Annotated in this window: 22 protein-coding genes; 13 read left to right on the top strand and 9 right to left on the bottom strand. The window is 35.4% G+C overall.

Annotated elements, in window-relative coordinates; all coding sequences use genetic code 11:
* Positions 1–175: 175 nt before the first annotated feature.
* Positions 176–1,468 (top strand): glucosaminidase domain-containing protein, encoded by a 1,293-nt coding sequence (locus IGJ55_RS11210; RefSeq protein ID WP_430606503.1) that lies wholly within the window; start codon positions 176–178, stop codon positions 1,466–1,468.
* Between the two features lie 561 nt (positions 1,469–2,029).
* Here the strand turns inward: IGJ55_RS11210 and IGJ55_RS11205 are convergent.
* The 6 genes from IGJ55_RS11205 to IGJ55_RS11180 all read right to left on the bottom strand — a co-directional run bounded on the left by IGJ55_RS11205 (position 2,030) and on the right by IGJ55_RS11180 (position 9,367).
* The gene (locus IGJ55_RS11205; RefSeq protein WP_430606502.1) at positions 2,030–3,745 is read right to left on the bottom strand and encodes an ABC transporter permease/substrate binding protein; all 1,716 of its coding nucleotides are present in this window, start codon (positions 3,743–3,745) and stop codon (positions 2,030–2,032) included.
* Positions 3,738–4,928 carry a quaternary amine ABC transporter ATP-binding protein gene (locus IGJ55_RS11200; RefSeq protein ID WP_069639775.1) on the bottom strand — a complete coding sequence of 397 codons (1,191 nt, stop codon included), beginning with the start codon at positions 4,926–4,928 and terminating at the stop codon, positions 3,738–3,740. Before IGJ55_RS11200 ends, IGJ55_RS11205 begins: the two co-directional genes overlap by 8 nt.
* A gap of 494 nt (positions 4,929–5,422) precedes the next feature.
* On the bottom strand, positions 5,423–5,794 hold the full coding sequence (locus IGJ55_RS11195; protein ID WP_430606501.1) for a GyrI-like domain-containing protein: 372 nt from the start codon (positions 5,792–5,794) through the stop codon (positions 5,423–5,425).
* A 22-nt stretch (positions 5,795–5,816) separates the two neighbouring features.
* Positions 5,817–6,656, bottom strand: a complete 840-nt coding sequence (locus IGJ55_RS11190) for an AraC family transcriptional regulator (protein ID WP_430606500.1) — start codon at positions 6,654–6,656, stop codon at positions 5,817–5,819.
* Between the two features lie 115 nt (positions 6,657–6,771).
* Positions 6,772–7,407 (bottom strand): TrkA C-terminal domain-containing protein, encoded by a 636-nt coding sequence (locus tag IGJ55_RS11185; RefSeq protein WP_430606499.1) that lies wholly within the window; start codon positions 7,405–7,407, stop codon positions 6,772–6,774.
* A gap of 13 nt (positions 7,408–7,420) precedes the next feature.
* The gene (locus IGJ55_RS11180; RefSeq protein ID WP_430606498.1) at positions 7,421–9,367 is read right to left on the bottom strand and encodes an ABC-F family ATP-binding cassette domain-containing protein; all 1,947 of its coding nucleotides are present in this window, start codon (positions 9,365–9,367) and stop codon (positions 7,421–7,423) included.
* 216 nt (positions 9,368–9,583) lie between these two features.
* Between IGJ55_RS11180 and IGJ55_RS11175 the strand changes: the two genes are divergently transcribed.
* Positions 9,584–10,249 carry a redox-sensing transcriptional repressor Rex gene (locus tag IGJ55_RS11175; protein WP_069639780.1) on the top strand — a complete coding sequence of 222 codons (666 nt, stop codon included), beginning with the start codon at positions 9,584–9,586 and terminating at the stop codon, positions 10,247–10,249.
* A gap of 54 nt (positions 10,250–10,303) precedes the next feature.
* On the opposite strand, the gene IGJ55_RS11170 is transcribed toward IGJ55_RS11175, so the two are convergent.
* Together IGJ55_RS11170 and IGJ55_RS11165 are read right to left on the bottom strand one after the other, a co-directional pair.
* Positions 10,304–10,984: a CPBP family intramembrane glutamic endopeptidase gene (locus IGJ55_RS11170; RefSeq protein ID WP_069639781.1), complete on the bottom strand. Its 681-nt coding sequence runs from the start codon at positions 10,982–10,984 to the stop codon at positions 10,304–10,306.
* Between the two features lie 58 nt (positions 10,985–11,042).
* Positions 11,043–11,225 (bottom strand): hypothetical protein, encoded by a 183-nt coding sequence (locus IGJ55_RS11165; protein WP_069639782.1) that lies wholly within the window; start codon positions 11,223–11,225, stop codon positions 11,043–11,045.
* A 246-nt stretch (positions 11,226–11,471) separates the two neighbouring features.
* Between IGJ55_RS11165 and groES the strand changes: the two genes are divergently transcribed.
* Both groES and groL read left to right on the top strand, forming a co-directional pair.
* A complete protein-coding gene (groES, locus tag IGJ55_RS11160) occupies positions 11,472–11,756 on the top strand; it encodes a co-chaperone GroES (protein WP_069639783.1) in 285 nt (94 codons plus the stop codon).
* A gap of 61 nt (positions 11,757–11,817) precedes the next feature.
* Complete coding sequence (groL, locus tag IGJ55_RS11155) at positions 11,818–13,446, top strand: chaperonin GroEL (RefSeq protein WP_069639784.1); 1,629 nt, start codon at positions 11,818–11,820, stop codon at positions 13,444–13,446.
* A 767-nt stretch (positions 13,447–14,213) separates the two neighbouring features.
* Here the strand turns inward: groL and IGJ55_RS11150 are convergent.
* On the bottom strand, positions 14,214–14,957 hold the full coding sequence (locus IGJ55_RS11150; RefSeq protein ID WP_207121244.1) for a TraX family protein: 744 nt from the start codon (positions 14,955–14,957) through the stop codon (positions 14,214–14,216).
* Positions 14,958–15,638: 681 nt separating this feature from the next.
* On the opposite strand from IGJ55_RS11150, the gene IGJ55_RS11145 reads away from it, so the two are divergent.
* The 9 genes from IGJ55_RS11145 (at position 15,639) to IGJ55_RS11105 (ending at position 25,734) form a co-directional block, all read left to right on the top strand.
* On the top strand, positions 15,639–16,688 hold the full coding sequence (locus IGJ55_RS11145) for a tyrosine-type recombinase/integrase (protein WP_242551038.1): 1,050 nt from the start codon (positions 15,639–15,641) through the stop codon (positions 16,686–16,688).
* A 417-nt stretch (positions 16,689–17,105) separates the two neighbouring features.
* Positions 17,106–17,828 (top strand): winged helix-turn-helix domain-containing protein, encoded by a 723-nt coding sequence (locus tag IGJ55_RS11140; protein WP_430606496.1) that lies wholly within the window; start codon positions 17,106–17,108, stop codon positions 17,826–17,828.
* A 239-nt stretch (positions 17,829–18,067) separates the two neighbouring features.
* Positions 18,068–19,411 carry a pectate lyase-like adhesive domain-containing protein gene (locus IGJ55_RS11135; RefSeq protein WP_069639788.1) on the top strand — a complete coding sequence of 448 codons (1,344 nt, stop codon included), beginning with the start codon at positions 18,068–18,070 and terminating at the stop codon, positions 19,409–19,411.
* A gap of 54 nt (positions 19,412–19,465) precedes the next feature.
* Complete coding sequence (locus IGJ55_RS11130) at positions 19,466–21,922, top strand: hypothetical protein (protein WP_430606495.1); 2,457 nt, start codon at positions 19,466–19,468, stop codon at positions 21,920–21,922.
* Between the two features lie 27 nt (positions 21,923–21,949).
* Complete coding sequence (locus IGJ55_RS11125) at positions 21,950–22,294, top strand: LPXTG cell wall anchor domain-containing protein (RefSeq protein WP_430606493.1); 345 nt, start codon at positions 21,950–21,952, stop codon at positions 22,292–22,294.
* A complete protein-coding gene (locus tag IGJ55_RS11120; protein ID WP_429949209.1) occupies positions 22,291–23,088 on the top strand; it encodes a WxL domain-containing protein in 798 nt (265 codons plus the stop codon). Before IGJ55_RS11125 ends, IGJ55_RS11120 begins: the two co-directional genes overlap by 4 nt.
* Before the next feature lie 30 nt (positions 23,089–23,118).
* Positions 23,119–23,919 (top strand): WxL domain-containing protein, encoded by an 801-nt coding sequence (locus tag IGJ55_RS11115; protein ID WP_069639791.1) that lies wholly within the window; start codon positions 23,119–23,121, stop codon positions 23,917–23,919.
* A 79-nt stretch (positions 23,920–23,998) separates the two neighbouring features.
* A complete protein-coding gene (locus IGJ55_RS11110) occupies positions 23,999–25,048 on the top strand; it encodes a DUF916 and DUF3324 domain-containing protein (protein WP_430606492.1) in 1,050 nt (349 codons plus the stop codon).
* A 20-nt stretch (positions 25,049–25,068) separates the two neighbouring features.
* Positions 25,069–25,734, top strand: a complete 666-nt coding sequence (locus tag IGJ55_RS11105; RefSeq protein ID WP_239574064.1) for a hypothetical protein — start codon at positions 25,069–25,071, stop codon at positions 25,732–25,734.
* Positions 25,735–25,739 lie beyond the last annotated feature (5 nt).

The following is a 25,739-nucleotide window of genomic DNA, read 5'->3' as shown; positions in this document are numbered from 1 at the left end:
TTACTAGCTGGAACCACTGAACATGTGATGCAGTCCTTTAAAAATTACAAGAAGTTGATCTGAAGGCAAAGTATCTCGATAGCCTAAAGGGAACAAATAAACCTAACAAATGAGTGCTGGGTTCTATTGACGCAAGTGATGGGATCTTTAATACATGTGAGAGGAACTAAAATGAATGAAAAGAAAATTATTATCGCTCCAGATGATTTGTGTACTACTTAGTGTGAATTTAGTACCAGTCATTGGACATGCAGATGAATTAGTTCAGTCTGGGTCAGGTACTGTTGAAGAAGGGACATCGGAAACAACTGAAAGCTCTTCGACCGAAGAGACAACTACGACGACTGATTCGGCGACTTCTGAAACGACTGATTCAACAAGTGCAACGACAGAGTCTTCAACAGAAGTAACGCCTTCAAATAGTCATGAAGCGATACCAGTAGCACCTCAACCAGATGCTCCTGTTGAAGCCGTACCAGAACAACCTGTTCAGTCAACTGTCGACCATGCTCCTACACAAGAGCAATTGGATCAAGCAATTAAAATTGTAAAAAATGAACCGACAGAAACTTTTATTCGCAGAATTGGTGAAAAAGCACGAGCAGTGGGTCAGAAAAATGATTTATATGCTTCAGTAATGATTGCTCAGGCAATTTTGGAAACTGGTTCTGGCAATAGTGATTTAAGCCAAGAACCTTATCATAATCTCTTTGGAATCAAAGGAGAGTATAAAGGTGAGAAAGTTGTCTTTTCTACACAAGAAGATGATGGCTCAGGTAACTGGTATACGATTGATGCCGCGTTCAAGAAGTATCCGGGGTATAAAGAGTCATTTGAAGATTATGCCAAGCTAATGAAAGAAGGCATTGATTCAAACGAAACGATTTATTCTGGTACATGGAAATCAAACGCTGTGAGCTATCGTGAAGCGACGAAAGCTTTAACGGGTGTCTACGCAACGGATACTAGCTATGATCAAAAACTGAATGCTTTTATCGAAGAATATGACTTAACTGAATATGACAAAGAGAAACCATCCACATCAACAAGTGGTATCATTGTTTCTGACAGTCATCCAGATAGCGACTTTAGAGAATATTCAGGGGAAACTTATTCTGGTTCAGAAGCCTATGCCGCAGGAAACTGTACGCAATACGTTTATAACCGTATCGTTCAATTAGACGGTTACGTTGAAACAACTATGGGTAACGGAATGGACTGGGGCGTTACAGGAAAAGCGAATGGCTATGAAGTATCTAGCAAACCTAAAGCAGGAACTGCCGTAAGCTTCCAACCAACAGTGGCTGGTGCAGATGGTACTTATGGACATGTGGCATTTGTAGAACATGTTTATGAGGATGGCTCGATTTTGATCTCAGAAATGAATGTTGCAGGCTTAGGCGTGGTTTCATTTAGAGTAATCGACAAAGATACAGCAAATATTCTAGCTTATGTAACACCTAAATAAGCAAAATAAAAAATCAATGATCATATTCGGCTGAAAAGCTAAGTATGATCATTGATTTTCTTTGGTGTGGATAGCTATTAACGTTTTCTTAACTATTCTATAGAAAACCTAAATGATTTAGGCATAGTTTCTTCAAATTTTCCGGTTATTATCTATTCATACCCAATAACAAATCCAAACAAAACACTTTTTCATTTTTACTCCTCAAGTAAAAAGAACTCCTTTCCGCTCGGTCACCCAGCCGAGCGGTATTTATATGTTCATCACTGCGACTGGCAAAACCAGAGCAGATGCTGAACAATACTTGGCGAGCGAAAGTGAGCGAAGTTACCATATTATCTCGTCACCAAGAGTAAAAGATGGAAGATAAGTTCTAAAGGGGAAAGTAGAAAAAAAGTATTAAATCTGGCAAAGCCTGAGCAGATGCTGAACAATACTTGTCGAACGAAAGTGAGTGAAGTGGTTCATATTCTAAAACTATAAAAGTCTAATCTATCCAATTAGTTCTTTAGATATACATAAAAAAGTGCTGACCATAGAAATTATGGTCAGCACTTTTTATTATTTTTTCCACTCAGCTACTTCTTTTTCATGACTATCAATCCAATTTCTAGCAGCTTGTGTTGGGTCAGTTCCATTGTTGATTTCTAACATCACAGATTCCATATCTTCTTTTGTCCAATGGAAATTTTTCAAGATGTTATAGGCTTCAGGATTTTCTTTTTCCAATCCTTTTCTAGCCATTGTGTGAATCGTTTCTTCTTTGCCCATCGTGCTTTTTGGATCTTCTAAATATTTAAGGTCATATTTAGCAAACATCCAATGAGGGGACCAACCAGTAATCACGATTTCTTCTTTGTTTTTGATGGCTTGTCCTAATGCAACAGTCATGGCACCTGAAGAAGAAGTTTCAACTGACCAATCAGATAAGTTGTTATAAGCTTTTTGTGTTTTTTCAGCCGCTGCAACAACACCTGCACCAGGTTCGATCCCAGTTATTTTTTTACCAGCTTGATCTTTTAAGTCTTCGATCGAGTCGACATCCATATATTGTGGAACAACGATACCAAGTTTTGCACCTTTTAGATTTTCACCTAAATCATCCACTTTATCTTTGTATTGTTTGTATTGCTCACCGTGAGTTCCGGGTAACCAAGCGGCAACCATTGCATCTGTCTCTCCTTTTGAGATTGATTCCCACATAATGGCATTATCCAACGGTGTTAGTGAGACATTGTAACCAACGTCTTTTAATACTTCGCCTACAACATGAGTTGAGGCAACTTCTGTATCCCATTCTACATAAGAAAGAGAAATGTTTTTTTCTCCATTTTTTGCAGAAGAGAAAAGAGTAGAGCCCGCGATCAAAGCGATAATCGCTACAATAGCAACAGCAGTCCCACCAATTTTTTGTTTTTTAGATAATTTTGACTTAGCTGGAGTTGTTTTTTTCTTATTCAAGTTTTGAGTAAAACGATCAATGATAATGGCTAGGATAACTAAAGCAACCCCATTAACAAAACCATTTCCGACTTGAGCACGTTGTAAGGCAGAAAGAACGCCACGACCAAGACCAGGCGCTCCGATCATTGATGCGATAACTACCATAGAAAGTGCTAGCATGGTTGTTTGATTGACACCCGCCATAATGGTATTTTTAGCTAATGGTAATTCCAGTTTGAATAATTTTTGCCAACCCGTACTACCAAATGAATCAGAAGCTTCAACGAGTTCTTTCGGTACTTGACGTATTCCAAGATTCGTAAAACGAACAGTCGGTGGTAAAGCAAAAATCACTGAGGCAAATACTCCAGGAACCATCCCAATTCCGAAAAAGGCAACGGCAGGAATCAAATAAACAAATCCCGGCATTGTTTGCATGAAATCTAAAATAGGGGTAATAATACTTTGTGCTTTGTTACTTTTAGCCATTAAAATTCCAAGTGGCACACCAATGACGATCGAAACCACACTGGAAAGTAAAACTAAAGTCACAGTACTCATTAAATCTGTCCATAGATTTTGATTATAAATGAAAAACAAGCCGATCAGAGTAAATAAACTTAAACCAATTTTCTTATTTGAAATAAAGAATGCAATGGCAGTTAAAATGATAATAAATAGTACAGGAGGAATGGCAACTAATAGGGAAGTGATTCCGTCCATTAAGCTTTGACCTGTTGATTGGAAGAAACTGAAAACGCCAGAAAAAGTATTCGTCATCCATTCTGTAATTGTTTCGACCCAATCTGCTACTGGTAATTGATAATTATTCATTGATATTCACCTCTGTTTCTGCTAATGCTTCAAGAACGCTACCTCTGATGACGACACCAAGCAATTTATTGTTGTCCGTTACAGCAACTGGTGTAGGTGAATCATAGATGATTGGGAAAATATCGTTGACAAGCATATCTTTGTCGATAGAAGTAATATCTGTATCCACATAGTCAGTTAATGGTTTACCTGTTTTACGTGCTTCTAGAGCGCGTTCAGCTCGGACAACACCTTTTAGTTGACGTTTTTTATCAACAGCTAAAAGCATACTAACTTCTTCTTGGCGCATCCGTGTTAGCGCAACGGTTGGACCGTCAATTTCAATATTGGTCGTTAGTGCTGGAACCATGATATTTTGAGCAGTCAAGACTTTTGAACGATCGACATCTTCAACGAAGGTTCGTACATAATCGTTAGCTGGGTTCGTTAAGATTTCTTCACCAGTACCGATTTGCATGATCTGACCATCTTTCATTAAAGCAATTCGATCACCGATGCGTAAAGCTTCATTTAAATCGTGGGTGATAAAGATGATCGTTTTTTTCACATTTTCTTGTAAATCGACTAGCTCATCTTGCATTTCCCGACGAATCAATGGATCAAGAGCAGAAAAGGCTTCGTCCATCAATAAAATTTCTGGATCGTTAGCTAAAGCTCTAGCTAAGCCGACACGTTGTTGCATGCCACCAGATAGCTGATTAGGAAACTGATCTTTAAAAGCGAGTAAGCTTGAGTTTTCTAAAGCTTGTTCGGCTTTTGCTGTTCGTTCCTCTTTTGGAACACCACGAACTTCTAAACCATATTCAGTATTTTCTAAGATGGTGCGGTGAGGGAAGAGACCAAAATTTTGGAAGACCATACTCATTTTATTGCGACGAACTTCTCTAAGTCCTTCTTTGTCTAATTTTGAGATGTCTTGATTGTCGATAAAAATATTTCCTGAAGTTGGTTCGATCAAACGATTCAAAAGACGAATCAACGTTGATTTACCACTACCAGAAAGACCCATGATCACGAAAATTTCTCCTTCTTCTACTTCGAAGTTCACATCGTAAACCCCAACGGTAGCGCCCGTTTTTTTCAAGATCTCGGTTTTATCTTTGTTTTCTTTGATCATATCCAGTGCTTGCTTTGATTTCTTACCGAATATTTTTGTTAAATGCGATACTTTTACTTTGGGCAAAACAAAATTCCTCCTTATTTTAAAAGCTAAACGAGCTTATTTAGCCTTGACAGGAAAATAGTAAAAAATAGGCTGAGACGTTTGTTATCTCATTCAGTTTTTATCTTTTTCCCGAAAGACTAACATGTGAAGCTAGATAATGCTACAACATGATTTACATGTAATGAAAATCATTTTCTTTTCTGTAAAAAAAGTGACCATTCTAGATTAACATCGTGTAGTCACTTTGTCAAATTAGGAACTTATATTGGCAAAGGAATTAATCCAATTAGTTACTAAAAGAAGCATAGATTTAAAGATAACCCATGTAAAAAACCGATATAATTACACTCTAACAAGAGTAGTCATAACGGTTTTATATATAGTTTAAGTAAAAGTAGTTATTTTTATTTTATTGGAATCCAAACTTCTTCTTGAGCGTTTATATCATAAGGATGATAATTTACATCCAAAACTTCAAATTGTTCTCTATTTAAATCAATTTGGTAACCTGATTAGGGCAAACTGTCGTTGATAACTTTGAAAAATACGGTTGGAAAGTTCTGAACAGGTCCTTTAAATGTAAATACAGCATATTGTCCACCGGCTAAAGTAGTTGATGCTAATGGTTTTTCTATGTTGTAAAAATCAAATACTTCTACAACGGCCAATTTTTGATAAGAGCTTTTTGAATCCTTAAAAGAAAATTGCGTATCCGTTACTTTTACGGACAAGCTATTTTGATTTAATTGATTTTGTATTGTTGCTTTTCTATTTATAAAATTTCTCCAGAGTTGGCTAGTTACTTCTGAATCCTTTTCTAGACATGTTGTAATGGCTAGACCAATTATTTTTTTAGGTGGTATTGTAGTAAAAGTTATATCCATATTGTATTTTCCACCTGTAAGATTAGATTATGTTTAGTGGAATATGGATTTCTCCAATGAATTTTGAAGACTCGTTTTTTTTAGTAAAGCGTTCAAGTTCTGGTAAGCCAGATGGTAAAAATTTAAGTGAAGAGTGGGTAGTAAGCAATTGTTCCCATACATACCGAAGCTGATTTAATTCGTCTAATTCAAAAGAAAAAATCGCCCATCTTGCACTTGAAATGATGAACTCTTCTAGTTGACAGTTTTTTTGTAGTTGATAGTGCTCAGACACTTTTAAAGCGACAAAAAAATCAAAGATATCTGAGTGAATAGCGCTACATCCTTGATAAATCTCTAAGGGAGTACTAAATTCGTTCGAAAATTTTGATTTCAAGTTTTGAATAATAGCTTGAGAAACTTTAGGAATTTGATCACGGGTGACACGCTCTTTTTGTCCGATAAGCTTAAAGGAATCTTTAGATACAATCGTATAATGCAGTATTTGGTACCCAGTGACTGACATATTGAATCTTATTTTGGAAAATAAAACTAACTTATTCTTTTCTTTACGGGCATTTGAAGGAGTTATTCCATGCATTGATTTAAAAGCTCTCGTAAAAGAGGTAGATGATTCGTATTGATAGTCTAAGGCAAGGGAAAGGATTGTTTGTGAACTATTTTGAAGTTCTGCTCCTGCTTCTGATAATCTGCGTTTGCGGATATATTGTTTGAGCGATAGTCCAAAGACTAATGAAAATAGCCGTTGAAGATCATTAGCGGAACAATGCATGTATGTAGCTAGTGTTTCTAATTCAATTGTGCTTTTTAGATTATCTTCAATATAGTTCAGTACTTTTTCCATTGAATCTGAAAAATTCATTTTTATTCCTCCACATGACAAAATAATAGCAAACATTTGAAGGGAAATAGCGACAATTCTTGTACAAGAATTGTCGCTATTTCTTTTAAAGTAAAGATAAACGATTATAAATAAATTAAGAGTTTGGATAGAAAAAATTCTGAACTCGTTGTAGTGTTGATTCATGACCAACAAAATAAATCGTATCACCTGAAGTCAGTTTTGCATAGGGACCAGGGGACACAAGAAGCTCGTCACCATGTTTGATCGCAATCAAAGTAGCAGAAGTACTTTGCCATAAATTTAACTCGCTGATCGTCATTTCAAGATGCGAGGCATCACTGGTTAGTGTAAAGGTTACTGGATTCAACGGGTTGAATGAGTCAAAGCGCTTGGTCTGATCAACAAGTTTGTCTAAAATTTCTGAGAAGTGACTTAATTCTTCTTTTTGTTTTTTGACACTATCAATTAGATCATCTTTCAAATCATGGATGGATTGAACATCCTGATATTGCTCGATGAAGAGTTTAGCTTTTTCCATTGAATGAACATAGAATCCACTGCCATGTTTTGCTTTGACGATTTCTAAATCAACTAACACGCTGATGGCTTTACGCGCCGTTTCAGGAGAAACGCTGTACTTATTTGCAAGCGTCGAGCGGGCATGAATTTTATCGCCAACTGGAAAGGTCTGGTCAGCAATTTTAGCGGCTACATCAACAGCAATTTGCTGATACTTAGGATTTGTCACATTCATACGTTTTGAAGTCATGTTTGACCGCCTTTCATTGATTATTTTCTTCTAATTCTTCCAGTTCTAAACTAAGATTTTCCCATTCTGTCAGCAATTCTTCCTGTTCAATTCGTTTCGTTTCTAATTCTTCATTTAAAGCCATTAGCTGCATATGGTCATCAACCAATGTTGGATCGCTCATTGATTGTTCAAGTTGGTTGATCGTTGTCTCAAGCGTTGTAAGGTTTTCTTCAATTTGTGTAATTTTACGGTTTAAATTACGTAGGACTTTCTGTTGTTCTTTGTTTTGGTAAAAATCATTTTTAGGTTTTGAGGTTTCCGTATATTTAGTCGTAGACTCTTCAGCTAATAATGTCGCTAATTCTTCTTCTTCTTTTTTCTTTTCTAGATAATAATCGTAATCACCTAAATAGAGTTTACTGCCAGTTTCGGAAAGTTCAATGACTTTCGTTGCGATGCGATTAATGAAGTAACGGTCATGAGAAACAAATAAAAGTGTCCCTTCATAATCAATCAGAGCATTTTCTAAGACTTCTTTGTTATCGATATCTAAATGGTTGGTCGGTTCATCTAAAATTAAAAAGTTTTCTTTATCCATGGATAATTTTGCTAAAGCGACACGCGCTTTTTCACCACCACTTAAAAGTGGAATTGTTTTTTCTACATCGTTACCACTAAATAAAAAGCTGCCTAAAATATTTCGTATATCTTTTTCAGGAGTTGTCGGATGTTCATCCCACAGTTCAGCTAATACGGTTTTTGTTCCATGTAAATCTGCTTGTTCTTGGTCATAATAACCGATCTGAACATTTGTTCCAATATTTGCTTCACCTTTAATGAAAGGAATCGTTCCGATAATCGATTTTAATAGCGTTGATTTACCAATTCCGTTAGGACCAACTAAAGCAATCGCTTCTTGGCGACGAATATCTAAAGAGACAGGTTCTGATAAAATATGAGCGTCATATCCAATTGCCGCATCTTCCACTTGTAAAACAACATTTCCAGACGCTTTTTCAATGGCGAATAGGAAATTAGCTGATTTTTCATCACCTTGGGGCCGATCTAAACGTTCTATTTTTTCTAAAGTTTTTCTTCGGCTTTGAGCTCGCTTAGTTGTTGATGCTCTGACTAAATTGCGGGCAACAAAATCTTCAAGTTTGTTGATTTCTGTTTGTTGCTTTTCATAAGCTTTCCACTCGCTAGTCAATTGTTCGGCTTTTAATTCTAAATATTTTGAATAATTTCCTTTATAATAACGCATTTTATGACGGCTGATTTCATATACTTCACTAACCACTTTATCTAAAAAGTATCGATCATGAGAGACGATCAAAAGCGCACCAGAATAACTCGGTAAGTAATTTTCTAACCAAGAAAGAGTATCAATATCTAAATGGTTGGTCGGTTCATCGAGAATCAAGATATCTGGTTTTTGTAATAGCATACGAGCTAAAGCTAAACGCGTTTTTTGACCACCCGATAAGGTACTGATCTGTTTTGAATAGAACTCTTCCTTAAAGCCAAAACCATGTAGGACAGAACGAATTTCATTTTCATAGCCGTAACCATTTTTTTCTGAAAAGTCATGTTGTAGTCGATCATATTCTTTCATTACGGCCTCATAATTTACAGCATCAGGCAGCAGTTCACTAATGATCAATTCTAGTTCACGCATTCGTTTTTCCATTGTGATTACATCAACAAAAGCTTCAAGCATTTCATCCCAAACCGTTTTATCAGAATCAAGTCCAGTATCTTGTGCAAGATAGCCTAAGCTAGCTGTTTTATTTTTTGCAATCGTACCGGCATCTGGTGCATCGATACCAGCGATTATTTTTAGTAGGGTAGATTTACCAGCGCCATTGCGGCCGACTAAAGCGATCCGACTATTGGTGCTAATCTCCATTTGTATGTTTTCAAACAAAGTGTCTGCGCCAAAATAGCGGGCGATTTGGTTTGCTTGGAGTAAAATCATGGGACATCCTCATTTCTATTTCAATGCCTTTAGTGTAGCATAAATCGATCGAAAATAGCACATATACAAATGATGGGGAGTGAAATTTATCTGGACAATTAAAGAAAGTTTGAAAAATTGTTCTTTTCTTGAGCTGTAAGATTGCTTTTTAACTAGAACAACTGCTATTATGAGAGATGGATATTTGTCTATATTTAGAGTATTGGAGGTACGATTGTGAAAGACCAAATTATTCCAAAAGCAACGGCTAGACGCCTTCCCCTATATTATCGTTATTTGAGAATCCTGCATGATGCAGGAAAAAATAAAGTGTCATCTACAGAGCTCAGTGATGCAGTGCAAGTAGATAGTGCAACGATTCGACGAGATTTTTCTTATTTCGGAGAATTAGGCAAACGTGGTTATGGTTATGATGTAGAGAATTTAATGAATTTCTTTGCAAAAACTTTGAATGATGATGAGCTAACCAATGTAGCTTTGATTGGTGTAGGGAACTTAGGAAGTGCCTTATTAAAGTATAAATTCCATCAAAGTAATAGTATTCGTGTGAGCTGCGCATTTGATGTCAATGATGATATTGTTGGCAGAATCGTAGATGGAATTCCAGTATATCCAATGACGGATATGATGGAGCAGATTCGTGTACAACAAATCGAAGTAGCTATTTTGACTTTACCAGCTAGAAAAGCCCAAGAAGTTGTAAGTCAGTTAGCAGATGCTGGTGTAAAAGGTATTTTAAACTTTACGGCTGCTAGATTAGTTGCTCCAACAGATGTTTTGATTCAAAACGTTGACTTAACAAACGAATTACAAACGTTGATTTACTTCTTGCATCATGACAATGAATTGGCGGATGCTGAAATCGAAGACGAAAAAGAATAATACAAACCCCTTATGTTTGCACATTGTTTAAAAGATGCAAGCATAGGGGGTTTTTTATTTTGGTAGTTCAATATTTGCATAATGAAGCACAAGTTGAGCAATTACTACGAGCGTGTTCATGCCGCAGTGGGCAATGATCGAAGTCCAGATTTTACCAGTCATTTTATACAATAGAGCAAAAAAGAACCCCATGAAAAAATAGACAAAAAAATGACCATCTTGATGGATAATTGAAAATAAAGAAGAACTAATGATCGCAGCAAACCAAAAGCCGGTGTAAGACTCTGTTAACCCAATCAGTGAACGGCGAAAAACAAATTCTTCCATAATCGGTCCACCAATCGTTGTAGCCAATATAAAGAGTGGATTAGCTAAAATTACGGCAATAATATTTTGGGTGTTTTGTGAACTAGGCTGAGCTCCCGTGATTGCTGTTTCAATACTAAAAACAATTGCTTGAATGATCATCGCTATAAATATCCCACTAAAACCAAGTAACATAGTGAAGACAGGTGAAGTTAGTTTGGCTTTCTCTTCCACTATAGTGACAGCTGTCTTTCTATTTTTAAAATACAACCAAATCATCAAAATTGCACCGAGAATATAAGTGAAGGTTGTGCCAGCAATCACGATATCTGCTGAAAATGGTTGAAATAAGTAAGGGGAAAAGAATACGAGTCCGTATAAAAGAATCGTGATCAGACTAATTTTTTTTAGCGATAAATTAGTAGACATAAAATTAAAAACTCCTTTCATCATTTGTAGCCTAAAAAAATATACCATAATGGAACTTTTATTTCTTATGATTGTTGCGATAGCCTAGCAATAGGAAGATAAATACGAAAAAGAAGGCTGCTTCCCATAAAGTAGTGGTCCAATCAAAACGCCTAGTGACACCAAAAAAGAAGTTACCAACATTGGCAATGATCAAATAAAGACCAGTAGCAATCAAAGCTCCTGTGATTCGTTGTTTCATTTCAATCGCCTCGCTTTCTATTCTTATTTTACCATGAAATGAATGAGAACAAAGAATTATAATGAGTTTGTAAAAAAATAGTTTGTAGAAATGATTTGAGATTGGTGGAAAAGAAAGAATTATTTTTAAAAGTTAGTCAAAAGACTTGCAAAATGAAAGTGAAATGAGTATTATAAATAGTGTGAGTTAGCACTCGATAACTAAGAGTGCTAAAAAAGATAAATATTTTTTATGGAGGGATTTATTGTGTTAAAACCATTAAGCGATCGCGTCGTTATTGAAGTCGCGAAAGAAGAAGAAAAAACAGTAGGTGGTATCGTCTTAGCATCAGCAGCTCAAGAAAAGCCCCAAACAGGAAACGTTATCGCAGTAGGTGAAGGCCGTGTACTAGAAAACGGTACAAAAGTTCCTGCCGATGTAAAAGTAGGCGACACAGTGATGTTTGAAAAATATTCTGGTACAGAAGTAAAATATGAAGGTAATGACTATTTGATCGTTTCAGGTAAAGACATCATTGCAATCGTTGAATAAACTGTTTAACGCATAAAAAAACATTTAAATAAAAAAATAAAACTTTTGAGGTGAAGGAATTATGGCAAAAGAAATCAAATTTGCAGAAGATGCACGTGCAGCGATGCTTCGTGGAGTAGATATTTTAGCGGATACAGTAAAAGTAACATTAGGTCCTAAAGGCCGTAACGTTGTTTTAGAAAAATCTTTTGGTTCACCACTAATTACAAATGACGGTGTAACAATTGCTAAAGAAATCGAATTAGAAGATCATTTTGAAAATATGGGTGCTAAATTGGTTTCAGAAGTTGCATCTAAAACAAATGATATCGCAGGAGATGGAACAACAACAGCTACGGTATTAACGCAAGCAATCGTTCGTGAAGGATTAAAGAACGTAACTGCGGGTGCTAATCCATTAGGTATCCGTCGAGGCATCGAATTGGCAACAAAAACAGCTGTTGAAGAATTACACAATATCTCAACAGTCGTAGATTCGAAAGAAGCAATCGCACAAGTTGCAGCTGTTTCATCTGGTGATGAGCGCGTTGGTCAATTAATTGCGGATGCAATGGAAAAAGTAGGCAACGACGGTGTCATCACGATCGAAGAATCTAAAGGAATCGAAACAGAATTAGATGTCGTTGAAGGTATGCAATTTGACCGTGGCTACTTATCACAATACATGGTAACGGATAACGATAAAATGGAAGCTGTTCTAGAAAATCCATATATCTTGATCACAGATAAAAAAATCTCTAATATACAAGATATTTTACCGTTATTGGAACAAATTTTACAACAAAGTCGTCCATTATTGATCATCGCTGATGACGTTGACGGTGAAGCTTTACCTACGTTAGTGTTAAATAAAATTCGTGGAACATTTAACGTTGTTGCAGTGAAAGCTCCTGGTTTTGGCGATCGTCGTAAAGCGATGCTTGAAGATATTGCAATTCTAACAGGCGGAACTGTGATTACAGATGATTTAGGTTTAGAATTAAAAGATACAACGATTGAAAATCTTGGAAATGCAAGCAAAGTGGTTGTTGATAAAGACAATACGACAATTGTAGAAGGTTCAGGTGAAAAAGCTGGAATCGATGCACGTATTCAATTAATTAAAAATCAAATCGCTGAAACAACATCTGATTTTGATCGTGAAAAATTACAAGAACGTTTAGCTAAATTAGCTGGCGGTGTGGCAGTGGTTAAAGTCGGTGCTGCGACAGAAACTGAATTAAAAGAATTAAAATTACGTATCGAAGATGCATTGAATGCAACTCGTGCCGCAGTAGAAGAAGGAATGGTTTCTGGTGGTGGTACTGCTCTAGTCAACGTAATCGGCAAAGTTGCTGCATTAGAAGCTGAAGGTGATGTAGCAACAGGTGTGAAAATTGTTATCCGTGCCTTAGAAGAACCAATCCGTCAAATTGCAGAAAATGCTGGCTACGAAGGTTCAGTAATTGTCGATAAATTAAAAAATATTGATTTAGGAATTGGCTTCAATGCTGCGAACGGTGAATGGGTAAACATGGTTGAAGCAGGAATCGTTGACCCAACTAAAGTAACGCGTTCAGCATTACAAAATGCGGCTTCTGTTTCAGCTTTACTATTAACGACAGAAGCAGTTGTTGCTGATAAACCTGAACCAGCAGGAGCAAGTATGCCTCCAATGGATCCATCAATGGGTATGGGCGGCATGATGTAAGAATGAATGAAGAACCTTGATATTTCAAGGTTCTTTTTTTATTAAATAGGATTTTTAGAAAGTTCCAAAGAAATATTTTTTAATTAGATTAGACAGTTTTATTTTAGTAACATAGAGCGTAAAGATACATGAAAATCATTTTTCTCTATGTTTAGTTTATTCTATTTCATTAGTATTGTGTATTACCAGAGTTTGAAGTAACAATGGTACTTATGTTTTAGTTTTTCTAGAGCATTAGAAGTTTTTGAACGCTCTATTAATCAATGTTGTTGAGAAATATGTTTTTTATACCGTATCTTATTCAAATCAATTTTTGAAACTTGAATTTCTGGTTAGTTTAATATTTCTAAAACGATAATTTTATTAGTTACAAATATAAATATGATGTGACATTGAATATTCTATTCATTTCTCTAATTTTTATATGGCGGAAGCTATTAAGTAGCTATCATACTTCAACTAATATGATCAAACCTTACTTTTAGAATTCAGCTCAAAAGTCAGTAGAATTAACTTAATTTCACAAAAAGGAATCGCACATTTCACATTAATCCCTTAGCTAAGTAAAATTTCCTAAGCATTTTTTAAAAGGATATCGCCGTTAGAATATTTTTTTCTTTATTTTCCACTTGACTAATCGTAAGAAAGAGCGCGAGACAAAACCAAAGGTCAGTTTTGCTTCGCGCTCTAAATCTGAATAAACGGCGAGAAAAAAGCAGCTGTATTGGAAATAAACTTTTCTTCTCGGGCTCTTTTGTATGCTTAAATCAATTCATCTTAAGCGCAATCAAAAACTGCTGAATAGTAAGCAAAACCAACAAATGAACTGGATAAAACCAATAAAAAAAGTATTTCCACTGTCTGCCACGTTGATCATTGTAAAAATAGATCGGTACAAAAGCCAGTGGTCCAAACCAGCTATTCTGTAAAAGAATCAACCCTCCTAGAATACAGTTGAATAAAGTTGAGTCTCGAAATAGATAGAGACTCACAATCAGTAAAACACCAATCCAACCACCGTAATCTGTCCGTAACCACTCAGCAAAAAAAATACCCACCAAAATCAATAGAGGAGCACAAAAATACTTGATTTTTGTGAGGGTTCGTAATTTTTCTAATCCAATAATAACAATCAAGCCAATTAATAAGGTGAAAAATACATTCTGATTCTCCAAATCAATAAAGCGATGTGAAAAAGCTAAGTCATAAGGTATCTCGGAAACTAACGCAAATAAAAACAAACGTAATGCATATTTTTTAACATTTGAAGTATGGATAAAGCCTTCTACGAGTAAAAAACAGAATAGTGGAAATGCTAATCTTCCAAATAAGATAAATAAAGGAACTAGCCGTTGACTGATTTCTACTAGCTTATTAGGTTCCGTTCCATATGGAACAGCTAATGTTAGCGAAGGTTGAAAAGAAATAATTTTTGCTGTGTGGTCAAGCAGCATGGCAAAAACGGCAAGCCATTTTAATTGACTACCTGAAAAAAAAGCTCTTGATTCCAATAATCGTACTCCTTTTAGTAAGTTATATAGATACATTATTTTACCATATTATTTCTAGAATTAGACTTAAATGAAAAGGAATAGTTTTTTTGCTTGAATTTATAATTAGGAAAGGGATCATTATAGAAGTAGTAGATTTTTAGGTAATGAGATGAAATTCAGAAGAAGTTGTCCAAAATAGTTTTTTTCTTTTTTTAAAAAGATATAATTTATATTAAATGGTGAAAAAAATAAGATATATTGTTATAATGAGATTATTGCTGAGTAGTAAAATTTTTTCTTGAATGTAGCAGTTATAAGAAAATATAAATCTAATAAATGTTAACCGTAATATAATTTAGACTACTAGTCCATTCTATATCAAAGTAAGGAAGCAGTCTATAATTAAAATATCTTTTTTTTATCATATTTTTCAATAAAACGAGAAAAAATTGAGAATAATTAAAGGGGATTTTATGGAAATGCTTAGCTGTAGTTTGTTTTAATTGAAAATATCCAATTTTAATTTAGTATCATCTTTTATTCTAAACAGGGAATGGTAGTTACCTAGACAGAAAAAATAGATTTATATTTTTAAGCCGTCAAATAAGCCGTCAATTTTTTGGGAAAGGGTGTCATGTAGTGAGTAGAAAAGGTGAAAACATCTATAAAAGAAAGGATGGCCGTTGGGAAGGCCGATATATGAAAGCGAGAAATGAGTACGGAAAAATTGTTTACGGCTATATTTATGGGAAACGTTATAAATATGTAAAAGAAAGATTAGCTGAATTGAAAGTTCAATACTCTTTTACTCACAAGAACATTCACATATACGAAGGTACGGTTCAAGATTGGCTAAATCATTGGTTAAATGTACTGATGCGTAAAAAAATTAAGTTGTCTACTTATTCGAGTTATCGTTTGCGTATGGATAAATATATTATTCCGTTTCTAGGAAAAAAACAATTGACTCATTTAAATAGTAGGGAGGTTGAGGAATTCGTTAATTATTTAACTCTTTTAAATTTATCAGCTTCAACCGTCCATTCTATTGTGACCGTATTGAAAAGTGCTATGAATAAAGCAGTAGTTGAAAATTATATTATTTCTAATCCATGTAACAACTTGTCGTTATCGACAGCTGCAATAAACGAGATCTCTGTTCTAACGATGAAAGAACAAGATAGCTTAGAGAAAGTCGCTTTAAAGGAAGAAAACTGTTCAGCTGTAATTTTAGCTTTGTATACTGGTCTAAGAATCGGAGAAATCAGTGGCTTAAAATGGACGGATATAGACTTTGATAAAAATATTATCTATGTAAGAAGAACGCTCTATAGAATTCAGAATACAACGAATAGCAAAAAAACAGAAGTTATTATGGCAGAACCTAAAACAAAAAGTTCGAAGCGATCAATCCCATTAGCAAAAAATTTGAAAAATTATCTATTAGAAAAACAAAACAATGATTCTTCTGAATATGTAATTTTCTGTAAAAATAGTTATGCTGAACCACGAGTTATTAGTTATCGATTTAGAAAAAATATAGAAGAAGCTGGTATTAGAAACATTCATTTTCATGTTTTACGGCATACTTTCGCTACACGATGTGTGGAGCAAGGCATTGATATTGCTACCCTAAGTAAACTTATGGGACATGCTTCTATAAAACTGACCTTAGATACGTACACAGATTCTCTTTGGGAAAATAGAAAAGCTGCTGTTTCAGTTATTGATAGTAAATTGGGCCTGTAGTTCTGTGGTAGTGGACTAATAAAAAGTACTTGAAAAAACTAATTTTTAGTTTTCTCAGGTACTTTTTATTATTTTAAAGCAAAAATATACTGGAAAAGATAGCGCTGAAAGGAATTTTTAAGCCGTCATAAAATGGTCAATAAAAGTAACTAATGTTTGTAAATAAGCAAAATTAGTGTGTTTTCTTATAACTGCTACATTCAAGAAAAACAGATGGGTCAACTATCCTATTTTTTGATAGACCGTCGATGTCTATTTACAAGACATTAATGAATAGACTTACAACTATTATAATCGTAAATCAGAAATTTCCATACTCTAAAGACTTCAAATAAATAGAAGTAATGACCAAAAAGAAAAATTCAGCCGCAAGTATAGACAAATGATGACAAATGATGATAGAGGAGGGCATCAATAATGTACAAAATTGGGTACATATCACTTAACAACGAATTAGGTGAGCAGTATGAGAAAGAGTTAAAATCACTTCAATGCCATATTGAAATGATCGATAAAGAAAGAACCACTCAACTATTTGCAAATAATAATAATCTATTACAGCAACTAGATACTTTAATTATTGAAGATTATAACTTAAACAATCTCAATTGGGTTTGTGAATTGATCATGTCTATACGGAAACAAACGACACTACCACTTTGGATCATCGCCTCATCAGAAAAAGCTAATCGAACGAAACGGATTATTTATTTGCAACTAGGGGCAGATGGCATTATTGATCATGGTCAAGATATGGATGAATCGTTGCTGATGATGAGAAACTTACTAAAACGTTTTAAACAAAGGGAGAATAAACAAGCCGTTGTTCAACCATCATTAATCAATGGAGTTGCTGATTTTAAATTGGTACCTCAAAACTTAAGTGTCTGTGTTGAGAATGGAAAAGAAGTCAATTTAACGAAATTAGAGTTTCTTACAATCGAATACTTACATAAACATGCTCGTAAAACAAAGACATATGAAGAAATCTATCAAAATGTTTGGAATGATACGTATCAAAATCGAAAGTATCGGGTATCCAATTTAGTATTTCATTTAAGACAAAAACTTGAACTTGATATTGATAAACCGAAATATATCAAAACGATCCGATCAAAAGGCTATATGTTGAATATTTAGCCACTGAAAAAAGAAAAGACTGAGAATCGGCTGATGGAACACAGGCTCAGTAAAAATATAGAAACCACTTGATTTTTAACGAAACGGGAGGAAAAGACATGCTTGTATATTTGATTTCAGTCAAAAAAATCATTTGCGAAACTGGTTAGGAATATGAGTAAGTAAATCATGACTCGTTTTTCTGGAAAGGAGGGGAGTAAAAAAGTTTCGACAAACACACACTTTAGGAGGAAAAAGAATTGAAAAAAACACAAGTATTAAAAAGAAGTCTACTAACATTAGCTGCAACTGTTGCATTAGGTGCAGTAGTGTTAGCAGTACCAGCTCCATTTTCAGGAGAATCAATTGTGGCTTATGCAGCTGAAGGGACAGCTGAAGTATCAACGATTGACGAATTTGATGCAGCGTTGAAAAATCCAACAATCACTGTGATCAACGTAAACCAAAGTATCCAATTTAAAAAGAACATTACTAATATTCCAAATCGCGACTTAACAATCAATGGTAATGCAGATAAAGGAGTAGTAATCAATTCAGCCCACAACTCAATTTATGGTAAACAAAATACTAAAGGCAAAAACCTTGTTACGATCACAAATGCTAACATCGTTGGTGCTGACAGCGACGGCCGTTTCTTCACTGGTGGAGCTGGTAACGGACCGTCAAGCTACGGCTGGGATGTTTTAGCAACAAATGTGACATATACAGGTGCTCGTTTCGTTCACCTTAGTGAAGGTAAATTAACATTTGATGGCACAAATACAATCACAACTCGTGCTGAAAATGCGTGGGTTCATGATCTTGAATTTAAAGCAGGCTCTACTTACAACGGAATTGCTGCAAATAAAGATCACGGTCAATTCTCAGCATTCTACTTCAATGGTGCCTTGATCAAAGGGAAAGCAACTGGAGAAGCGATTATTGGTGATAATGCTAATGTAAATGTAAAAATTGGACCACAAAGTAATGTGAATCACTATTACCCAGTATTTTACGACAAAGTTCAAAAAGTGGATGTAGGTACTGGTGCAACTTTTGATGTTGATGCTGCAGGTGTTGCATTCCAATTTATTCCGCGTGCTGACTATGTAAATAAAGTACCAACGTTGAATTTAGCTTCAAGAAGTAAAGTGAAATTCAATGGCCGTGGAGGCGGAAACTACTCAACAATGAAATTACAGTATTATGGAACAGTCGTAAACGTAGATCGTGCAGCTGAATTAGTTGTTACTGGTGACAGCTCAAAATCAGTTATCGAAAGTGAATATAAAGGTGCTGTAATCAATTTAAATGCGCCAAGAAACTTCGAAGTAGCGAATAAACGTGCAAATTCAAAATTATTCTATGCCACTAATACAACTATCAATGGTACAAATGTTGGTCGTATCTCAACTTGGGGTCAATTAGGTGGAGATTATACAACTCCTGCTACAGAAACATTTAGAGGCGGTCAAGAATTTGCAGTGAACTTTGGTAAAATTTGCAACAGCAAAACGTTATCAGTTACTGGTAGTTTAACAGGTGATCAAGAATTCAAACTTGAAAATTATGGAAAACTTACTTTAGCTGGAGGAAGCATCTAAGCTTTGTAAAAAGACAGTATTTGGTTTTGAATTTTAAAAGAGAGGAGGAAAATAATGAAGAAACATATTAAGATTTTTCTCTTTCTAGGACTAGGGCTAATTGCCCTAGTTTCTGGTTATGTTCAGTTTCATATTTCTAATGAGAATAAAATTTTTGCCGCACCGTTACCTGGTTATCAAGATATAAAGACAGCTAATGGGATAAATTTAGTCGCTAAAAGTGGATCAAATACGGAGATATCTGGTGATTTTGGTTTTATGTTCAAACTCACAGATAACGTTTCATATGAGCCTATCGGTGAACCAATAATAGATTCAGGATTTTCTGGAAGTAAAACAAAAGTGTATCAGTTTAATCCAGAGAATCCGAGTGCCGAAAAAGGTGTTTGGGTTCGAAATGCAGGACTCTATAATGGTCGCAGTGTAGATTTAAAATTTGTCATTGATGAAATGGACCTTGCAAAGAAAAGTAATGGCAAATATCCTTCTTTCCGTTTCTTTGCGGTAGATGCTTCAGAGCGGGATAGTATGACAAATACACCAATTGCCACATCTTGGGGAAGCTACTATCTAATGATTGGATCAGGTTTGTATAATCACTATGAAGAATTTCAGTTAGGCGATAAAGTTCGATACCATTACGAATTTTATTATAATGACTCAAAAGAAAGTTTTGATTTAAAAGGTTCGTGGAATTTCAGTAATGTTAACATCAATAAAAAAGTAGCTTTTCCGTTTCCAACCGCTAGTTTTAGTGATATGTACGTTAGAGATGATTCAAACATAGGTTACAAAATAGAAAATAACACTTTTGAAATGACAAGTGATGATGAAGAAGTGGATCAACCAAGCGGAAGATTAACGAATTTATTTGAAAAACAAAAATATGAAATGACTATGGAATATCAAGGGTGGGATTACAATCAACCTAATCCCTATCCAGGACAAATGGCTGTTTTATACTCTACCGAATCTTTAGCACGAATTGCGCCAGCAACACCTATTGTCTCTGGTGAACGAAACAAAGCTGTACACACAGATCCAGAATACAGATCATTGAAATATTCAATCCTTCAGGGAATTGCTGATAATTCGAAAGAAAATAGAAATACTAAATTTAGACTTGAAACACAAGTACCAGATTTTTATGATATCCAATCGATCGATATTTATGAATATGGAACAACGATCAATAAGAGTGATCTTTTTACTATTACTTATGAAGGAACAGAGCGATCAAAAGTAACAATGACAGCAAAGGATCCTACTTCTGATGCATTTAATGGTAGTTTATTTGATATCAAAGTAGTGGCTGTTCCTAATGCTAAATTTCAGTTTGATGCAACAGCAACTTCGCCATACGGATATGTTAATGCAAAAGATTCTACAAATGAAGATAACGGCTATATGATTTTTGAACAAGCGGGACCTAAAACAGTTGCGTATTATAGTTATATCAATAGTTTTTTAAACATTGATAATAAACCATTAGAATCTGAAGTGGCAAAAAATGTGAATGGTAGTGATTCCCAAGCTAAAGTGTTATATGAGGGAATACCAACTGCACAAGCAAAATCAGATATTAAGATTCCACTGAATACTGATTTTGAAACAGATTATCCATTCAATACGAATCCATTACCAACGGATACTGAAAACTATTTCTTGAAAAACATTTCTGTTGATACAGATAATAAAATTGATAAGCCTATAAAAGTTGCGTATAGCACAAATCACCCTTTACCTGATACATCTGTATTAGGAGAAAAATCGTTATGGCTAACATTAACAACAGCTAAAAATGTCACGAAAGATATTGAAGTGAAAGTAACAGTTGTACCGATTGCGGCCGAATTAAGGGTCAAGTACAAAATCAATGGCAACTATATGACGGATAAATACCCAGATTATGTTGATTCAACACAAATGATTGGCGCGCCGATTAATTTGAAAAATATTAAGTCAGTTGTTGATACGGTCGCAGCGATCAAAGAAGCGGGTTATAAACAGACGAATACGGTAACAGAAGAATTTAATCTTGCTGCTACAGGTAATACGGTTGAGTATGAATTTGAGGGGACCTTATTCTTATCATCTAGCCCAAGTTTACTTGATTTTGGGATTGAAGAGTCAAGTTATAAAGCGATTCGTGTAAATGAAGCAAAACTTGATAAAGCGTTGATCATCAAAGATACGCGAGCAGTCAAACAAAAATGGACACTGTCAGCAAAATTGACACAAGACTTTACTTTAACTGAAACAAACGGTGCTAAAAAAGTTATTCCAGACATCTTACGCTATAACGACGGTACGGATGAAGAGAAAAAATTCAATCTTGCTGAAAATCGTGATCTGCTGATTGACGAACATACCAGTAGTAATGAGTATGATGTCAGCCAAACTTGGAACTCAAAGGGCAAAGGCTTTAAATTGGATGTACCAGGAGATGCTGTTAAAACATTAGGGAAGTACCAAGCAAAAATAGAGTTTACGGTAAATGCAACGCCTTAAAAGCAAAGGAGAGACAATCAATTGATCATGAAAAATTTACGAGCTAGTGTTGTTCTTGTTTTCCTTGTTTTTGTGGGCAGTATGTTTACTGTAAAAACTATTCCGGCTTATGGAGTAGAAGCAGCGGTGCAAACGGATGGGGAAATTGTATTTACGCAAGAAAGTACCCAAGCAACTTCTGCAACAAGTGAGTCGTCGACTGAGTCTAGTAATGAGCTGATAAAAAAGCCTGCAGGTAAGTTTCCTTCAACTGGAGAATTAGTAGCAAAAAGTCTATCAGTGAGTGGAGTAGCTATCGTCTTGTTTGCGTTGATTTTTTATCTATTTAAGAGAAAAAAATCAGCAGATGGAAAGGACGGGCAAAGCGAATGAAAAAAAGAACATTTTTGGTTGCATTATTTGGCACCGTACTATTTCTTTACGGTCAGTTTGACCAAGTACAGGCCGAAAGCGCCCGTGAAGGTGGAGCTGAAATCGATCTTAAACGATTTAAAGAGACCGATTCTATTATTCGTGACCCTGAAAATCCAGAAGTACAAGTTGATCCAGGTGAAACGCCACAAACAGAAGGTGATTTACGAATCGATTTTGTACCAAAATTAAATTTTAGCACAGTCATGATTTCTGATAAAACTGCTGTATTCCCAGTCAATGCCCAATTGTTTCATGGCGATACCAAGGCTAGAGGAAATTTTGTTCAAGTATCAGATTATCGCGATGATTCAACTGGCTGGACATTACAAGTCAGACAAGAACAACAATTTAAACATAGGACAAAAGCGGGTGCCGAATTAAAAGGCGCAGTGATTTCTTTAGACCAAATATGGACCAATTCAACTAAAGATGCTGCCCTTTCACCAAGTGTTTCCAAAGAAGTTATTCACATGAGTAATATTGGCGACACCTATAATTTGGCGCAAGCACAACCTGACAAAGGCTCCGGAACATGGAGCATTATCTTTGGCGCATCAAAAGAAAATAAAAATGAGCGCCCAAATTCATTAGAACCAAGACTGGATTCTTCTGGCAAATCAATAGAAGATCCAATTTTTAAAAAACCAGTTTATAGTAATCAGGCGATTACGCTTTCTGTTCCAAAAGAAACAGAAAAACAAACTGGTGCTTATTCAACGGTGCTAACTTGGATATTAGCCGAGTTACCATAGATATTATACAAAAACTAGGAGGAAATACAAATGAAATTAACACACAAACTAGCTGGTACAGCGTTACTAGCAGCAATCGCAGTAGCAGCTACAGCACCAGGAGTAACAAAAGCAGCAGATCCAGCCGCACCAGGAGTTGGAGAAGGAGAAATTGAATTCACAAGTAAAACATACGGCACGTATGATACTACAGGGGTTGTGCCACCAAACTATACTAGTCAATCAACAGTTGATACAGATAGTACAGCATTGTTAGATGGACCATTTTTAGTACAAGGAATGTCTAAACTAGTCTTTAACTCTCAATCAGCAACAACTGGAGCCGTTACTTCATGGGCGAAACCAACGACAGCAAATGCGAACACAAGCGGTGCGACAGATAAAGTCGATGGTCGTGCAAACTGGGTACAATTTAAAGATGATCGTCAAGTAGACGACCATGGGTATGAATTAAAAGCTGTTATTTCTCAAAACTTCCAATTTAACGATACTGCAAAAGGAAAAATCAGAAATATCAAAGGGGCTCAAATCACTTATGGTAATGCAAACTTAGTAGCGGATAAAGATAATGAAGCGTTAAAACCTTCATCTACTGGTCTTAACAGAGCGACTACTGTTAACGAAACTGGATCAGAATTAATCTTCAAAAACCAAGAAGAAAATAAAGGGCGCGGTCGTTACGCTGTTTACTTTGGTGACGCAGAAGATGCTACTCAAAAACCAGAAGAGTCTGTTAAATTAGATCTTCCAGCGAACCAAGCAGAAGAAATCATGAATGGTAAATATGTGGCTAAAATCACTTGGACACTTGAAGCAACACCAAAACCATAAAACACAATTTAAATAGGTTCGCCAGTTGTAAAACTGGTGAACTATTTATTGATGGAATAAGAAAGGATAAATCAATCAGATGAAAAAAAGAATCAGCTTAGGACTACTTTTAAGTCTATACATAGTAGCACTTATTGGATTTTCTACACCCGTATATGCGAATCTACAGTTTACATATGAAACGGTAAAACCAGAAAATCAGCAAGGTGCTTTCGAGTATTTTAATTTACTTATGCAACCGGGTCAAAAACAGACGGTAGAAGTTCTATTGACAAATCGTGCAGATGAAGAACAAACGATCGAAGTTGGGTTGAATGGTGCTAAAACAAACTCTAATGGTGTTTTGGAATTTGGACCCAGTGCAATAAAAAATGACAAATCTTTGAAATACGATTTTAAAGATTTGGTAAAAGGCCCCAAAGAAATAACCTTAGCGCCAAAAGAAACACAACCGCTAAAAATGGAAATAACGATGCCAGAAGCGAGTTATGAGGGGAAAATTGTTGGTGGCATTCACTTGAAATCTAAGCCTACCAAAAAAGAAGAAGAAGAAAATAAAAAAGCAACAGGCGTTATCAATGAGTATGCTTTTGTTATCGGTATGGTGTTAAGTGAATCAGATACTGCGATAAAACCAGAGCTGAAGCTGAATACGGTTTATGCTGGTTTATCAAATTATCGTAATAGTATTTTTGCTAATTTTTCCAATATAAGTGCTGATTTTGTCAATAATATGACCGTTGAAATGGAAGTTACAAAAAAGGGGTCAGAAGCTGTTTTATATGATATCAAACGAGCAGATATGCGGATGGCACCCAATTCGATGATTGATTTTCCGCTAGCGATGAATGGCGATCAGATGGAAGCAGGAGATTACAAAGCGCACATCGTTGTCACGAGTGGTGAACAAAACTGGACTTGGGATAAAGAATTCAAGATCACAAATGAAGAGGCAGATAAATATAATGCGCAAGATGTTACCTTGATCCAAGAAAGAGGGATCGATTGGAAATTGATCGCCATGATCGTAGGTGGCGTCTTCATTGCTTTCTTAGCTATTTTCTTTATTGTTCGTACCCTTAATAAGAAAAAGAAACCCAAAAAGAGAGGGAAGAATAAGCGTAAGTAAGAAAGGAGATCAAAAAAGTGATGGTATTAGATTGGTTTTTTATTGGTTTACTTTCTTTTGCAATACTTTGTTTACTACTTCTGATTTTTTGTCTATTTTACTTCTTTTCGATCACGAAAGAATTAAAAAAGAAGCAGTGGCGTAAACGTCCTAAAAATAAAGAAAAACGAAAAAAATGGTTACATGTAAGAAAATCATTGGAAAAAAGACGAAAACGTTATCTTACGAATGTTTTTCTTTTATTCGTTGTGATGCTCATTACGGCAGGCAGCGCCTTTTATGCACGATATTATCAGTTGACCAATCTAACGTCGGAAGATGCAAAAGTTGTTGTTCAGGGGTATCTGTTAACAGAAGATCTAAAAAAACAGATGGAAACAGTCAAAGCAGGCGGCAGTGCTGAAAAAGTTTATCCGCAATTCCAAGAAGTAAGTGCTCTATTAGTCTCGTACGGGAATCGTCCAGTATCAGGTGGTTTGTCAACAGAAGGGGCAAAATTATTAACTCGTTATTATGTATCTATGAAAAATGTTGGGTTAAATCTGTCTACTTTAAGCCAAGAGCAATTAGAAAAACAAGAGACGATCGATGGCTATTTAAAAGATATCGAACGAATAAATGAACGGCAAAAAGCAGTTTTCAAGTACTTTAAAGTCAACGAGTCGGCACTAAAACAGAAAAATTAGGAGAC

Origin of the sequence: Enterococcus sp. AZ170, from assembly GCF_050545135.1 — a bacterium.
Lineage (GTDB): Bacteria > Bacillota > Bacilli > Lactobacillales > Enterococcaceae > Enterococcus_L > Enterococcus_L ureilyticus.
Note: the sequence above shows the minus strand (reverse complement) of the source record. Positions and strands in the feature narration are given on the sequence as shown.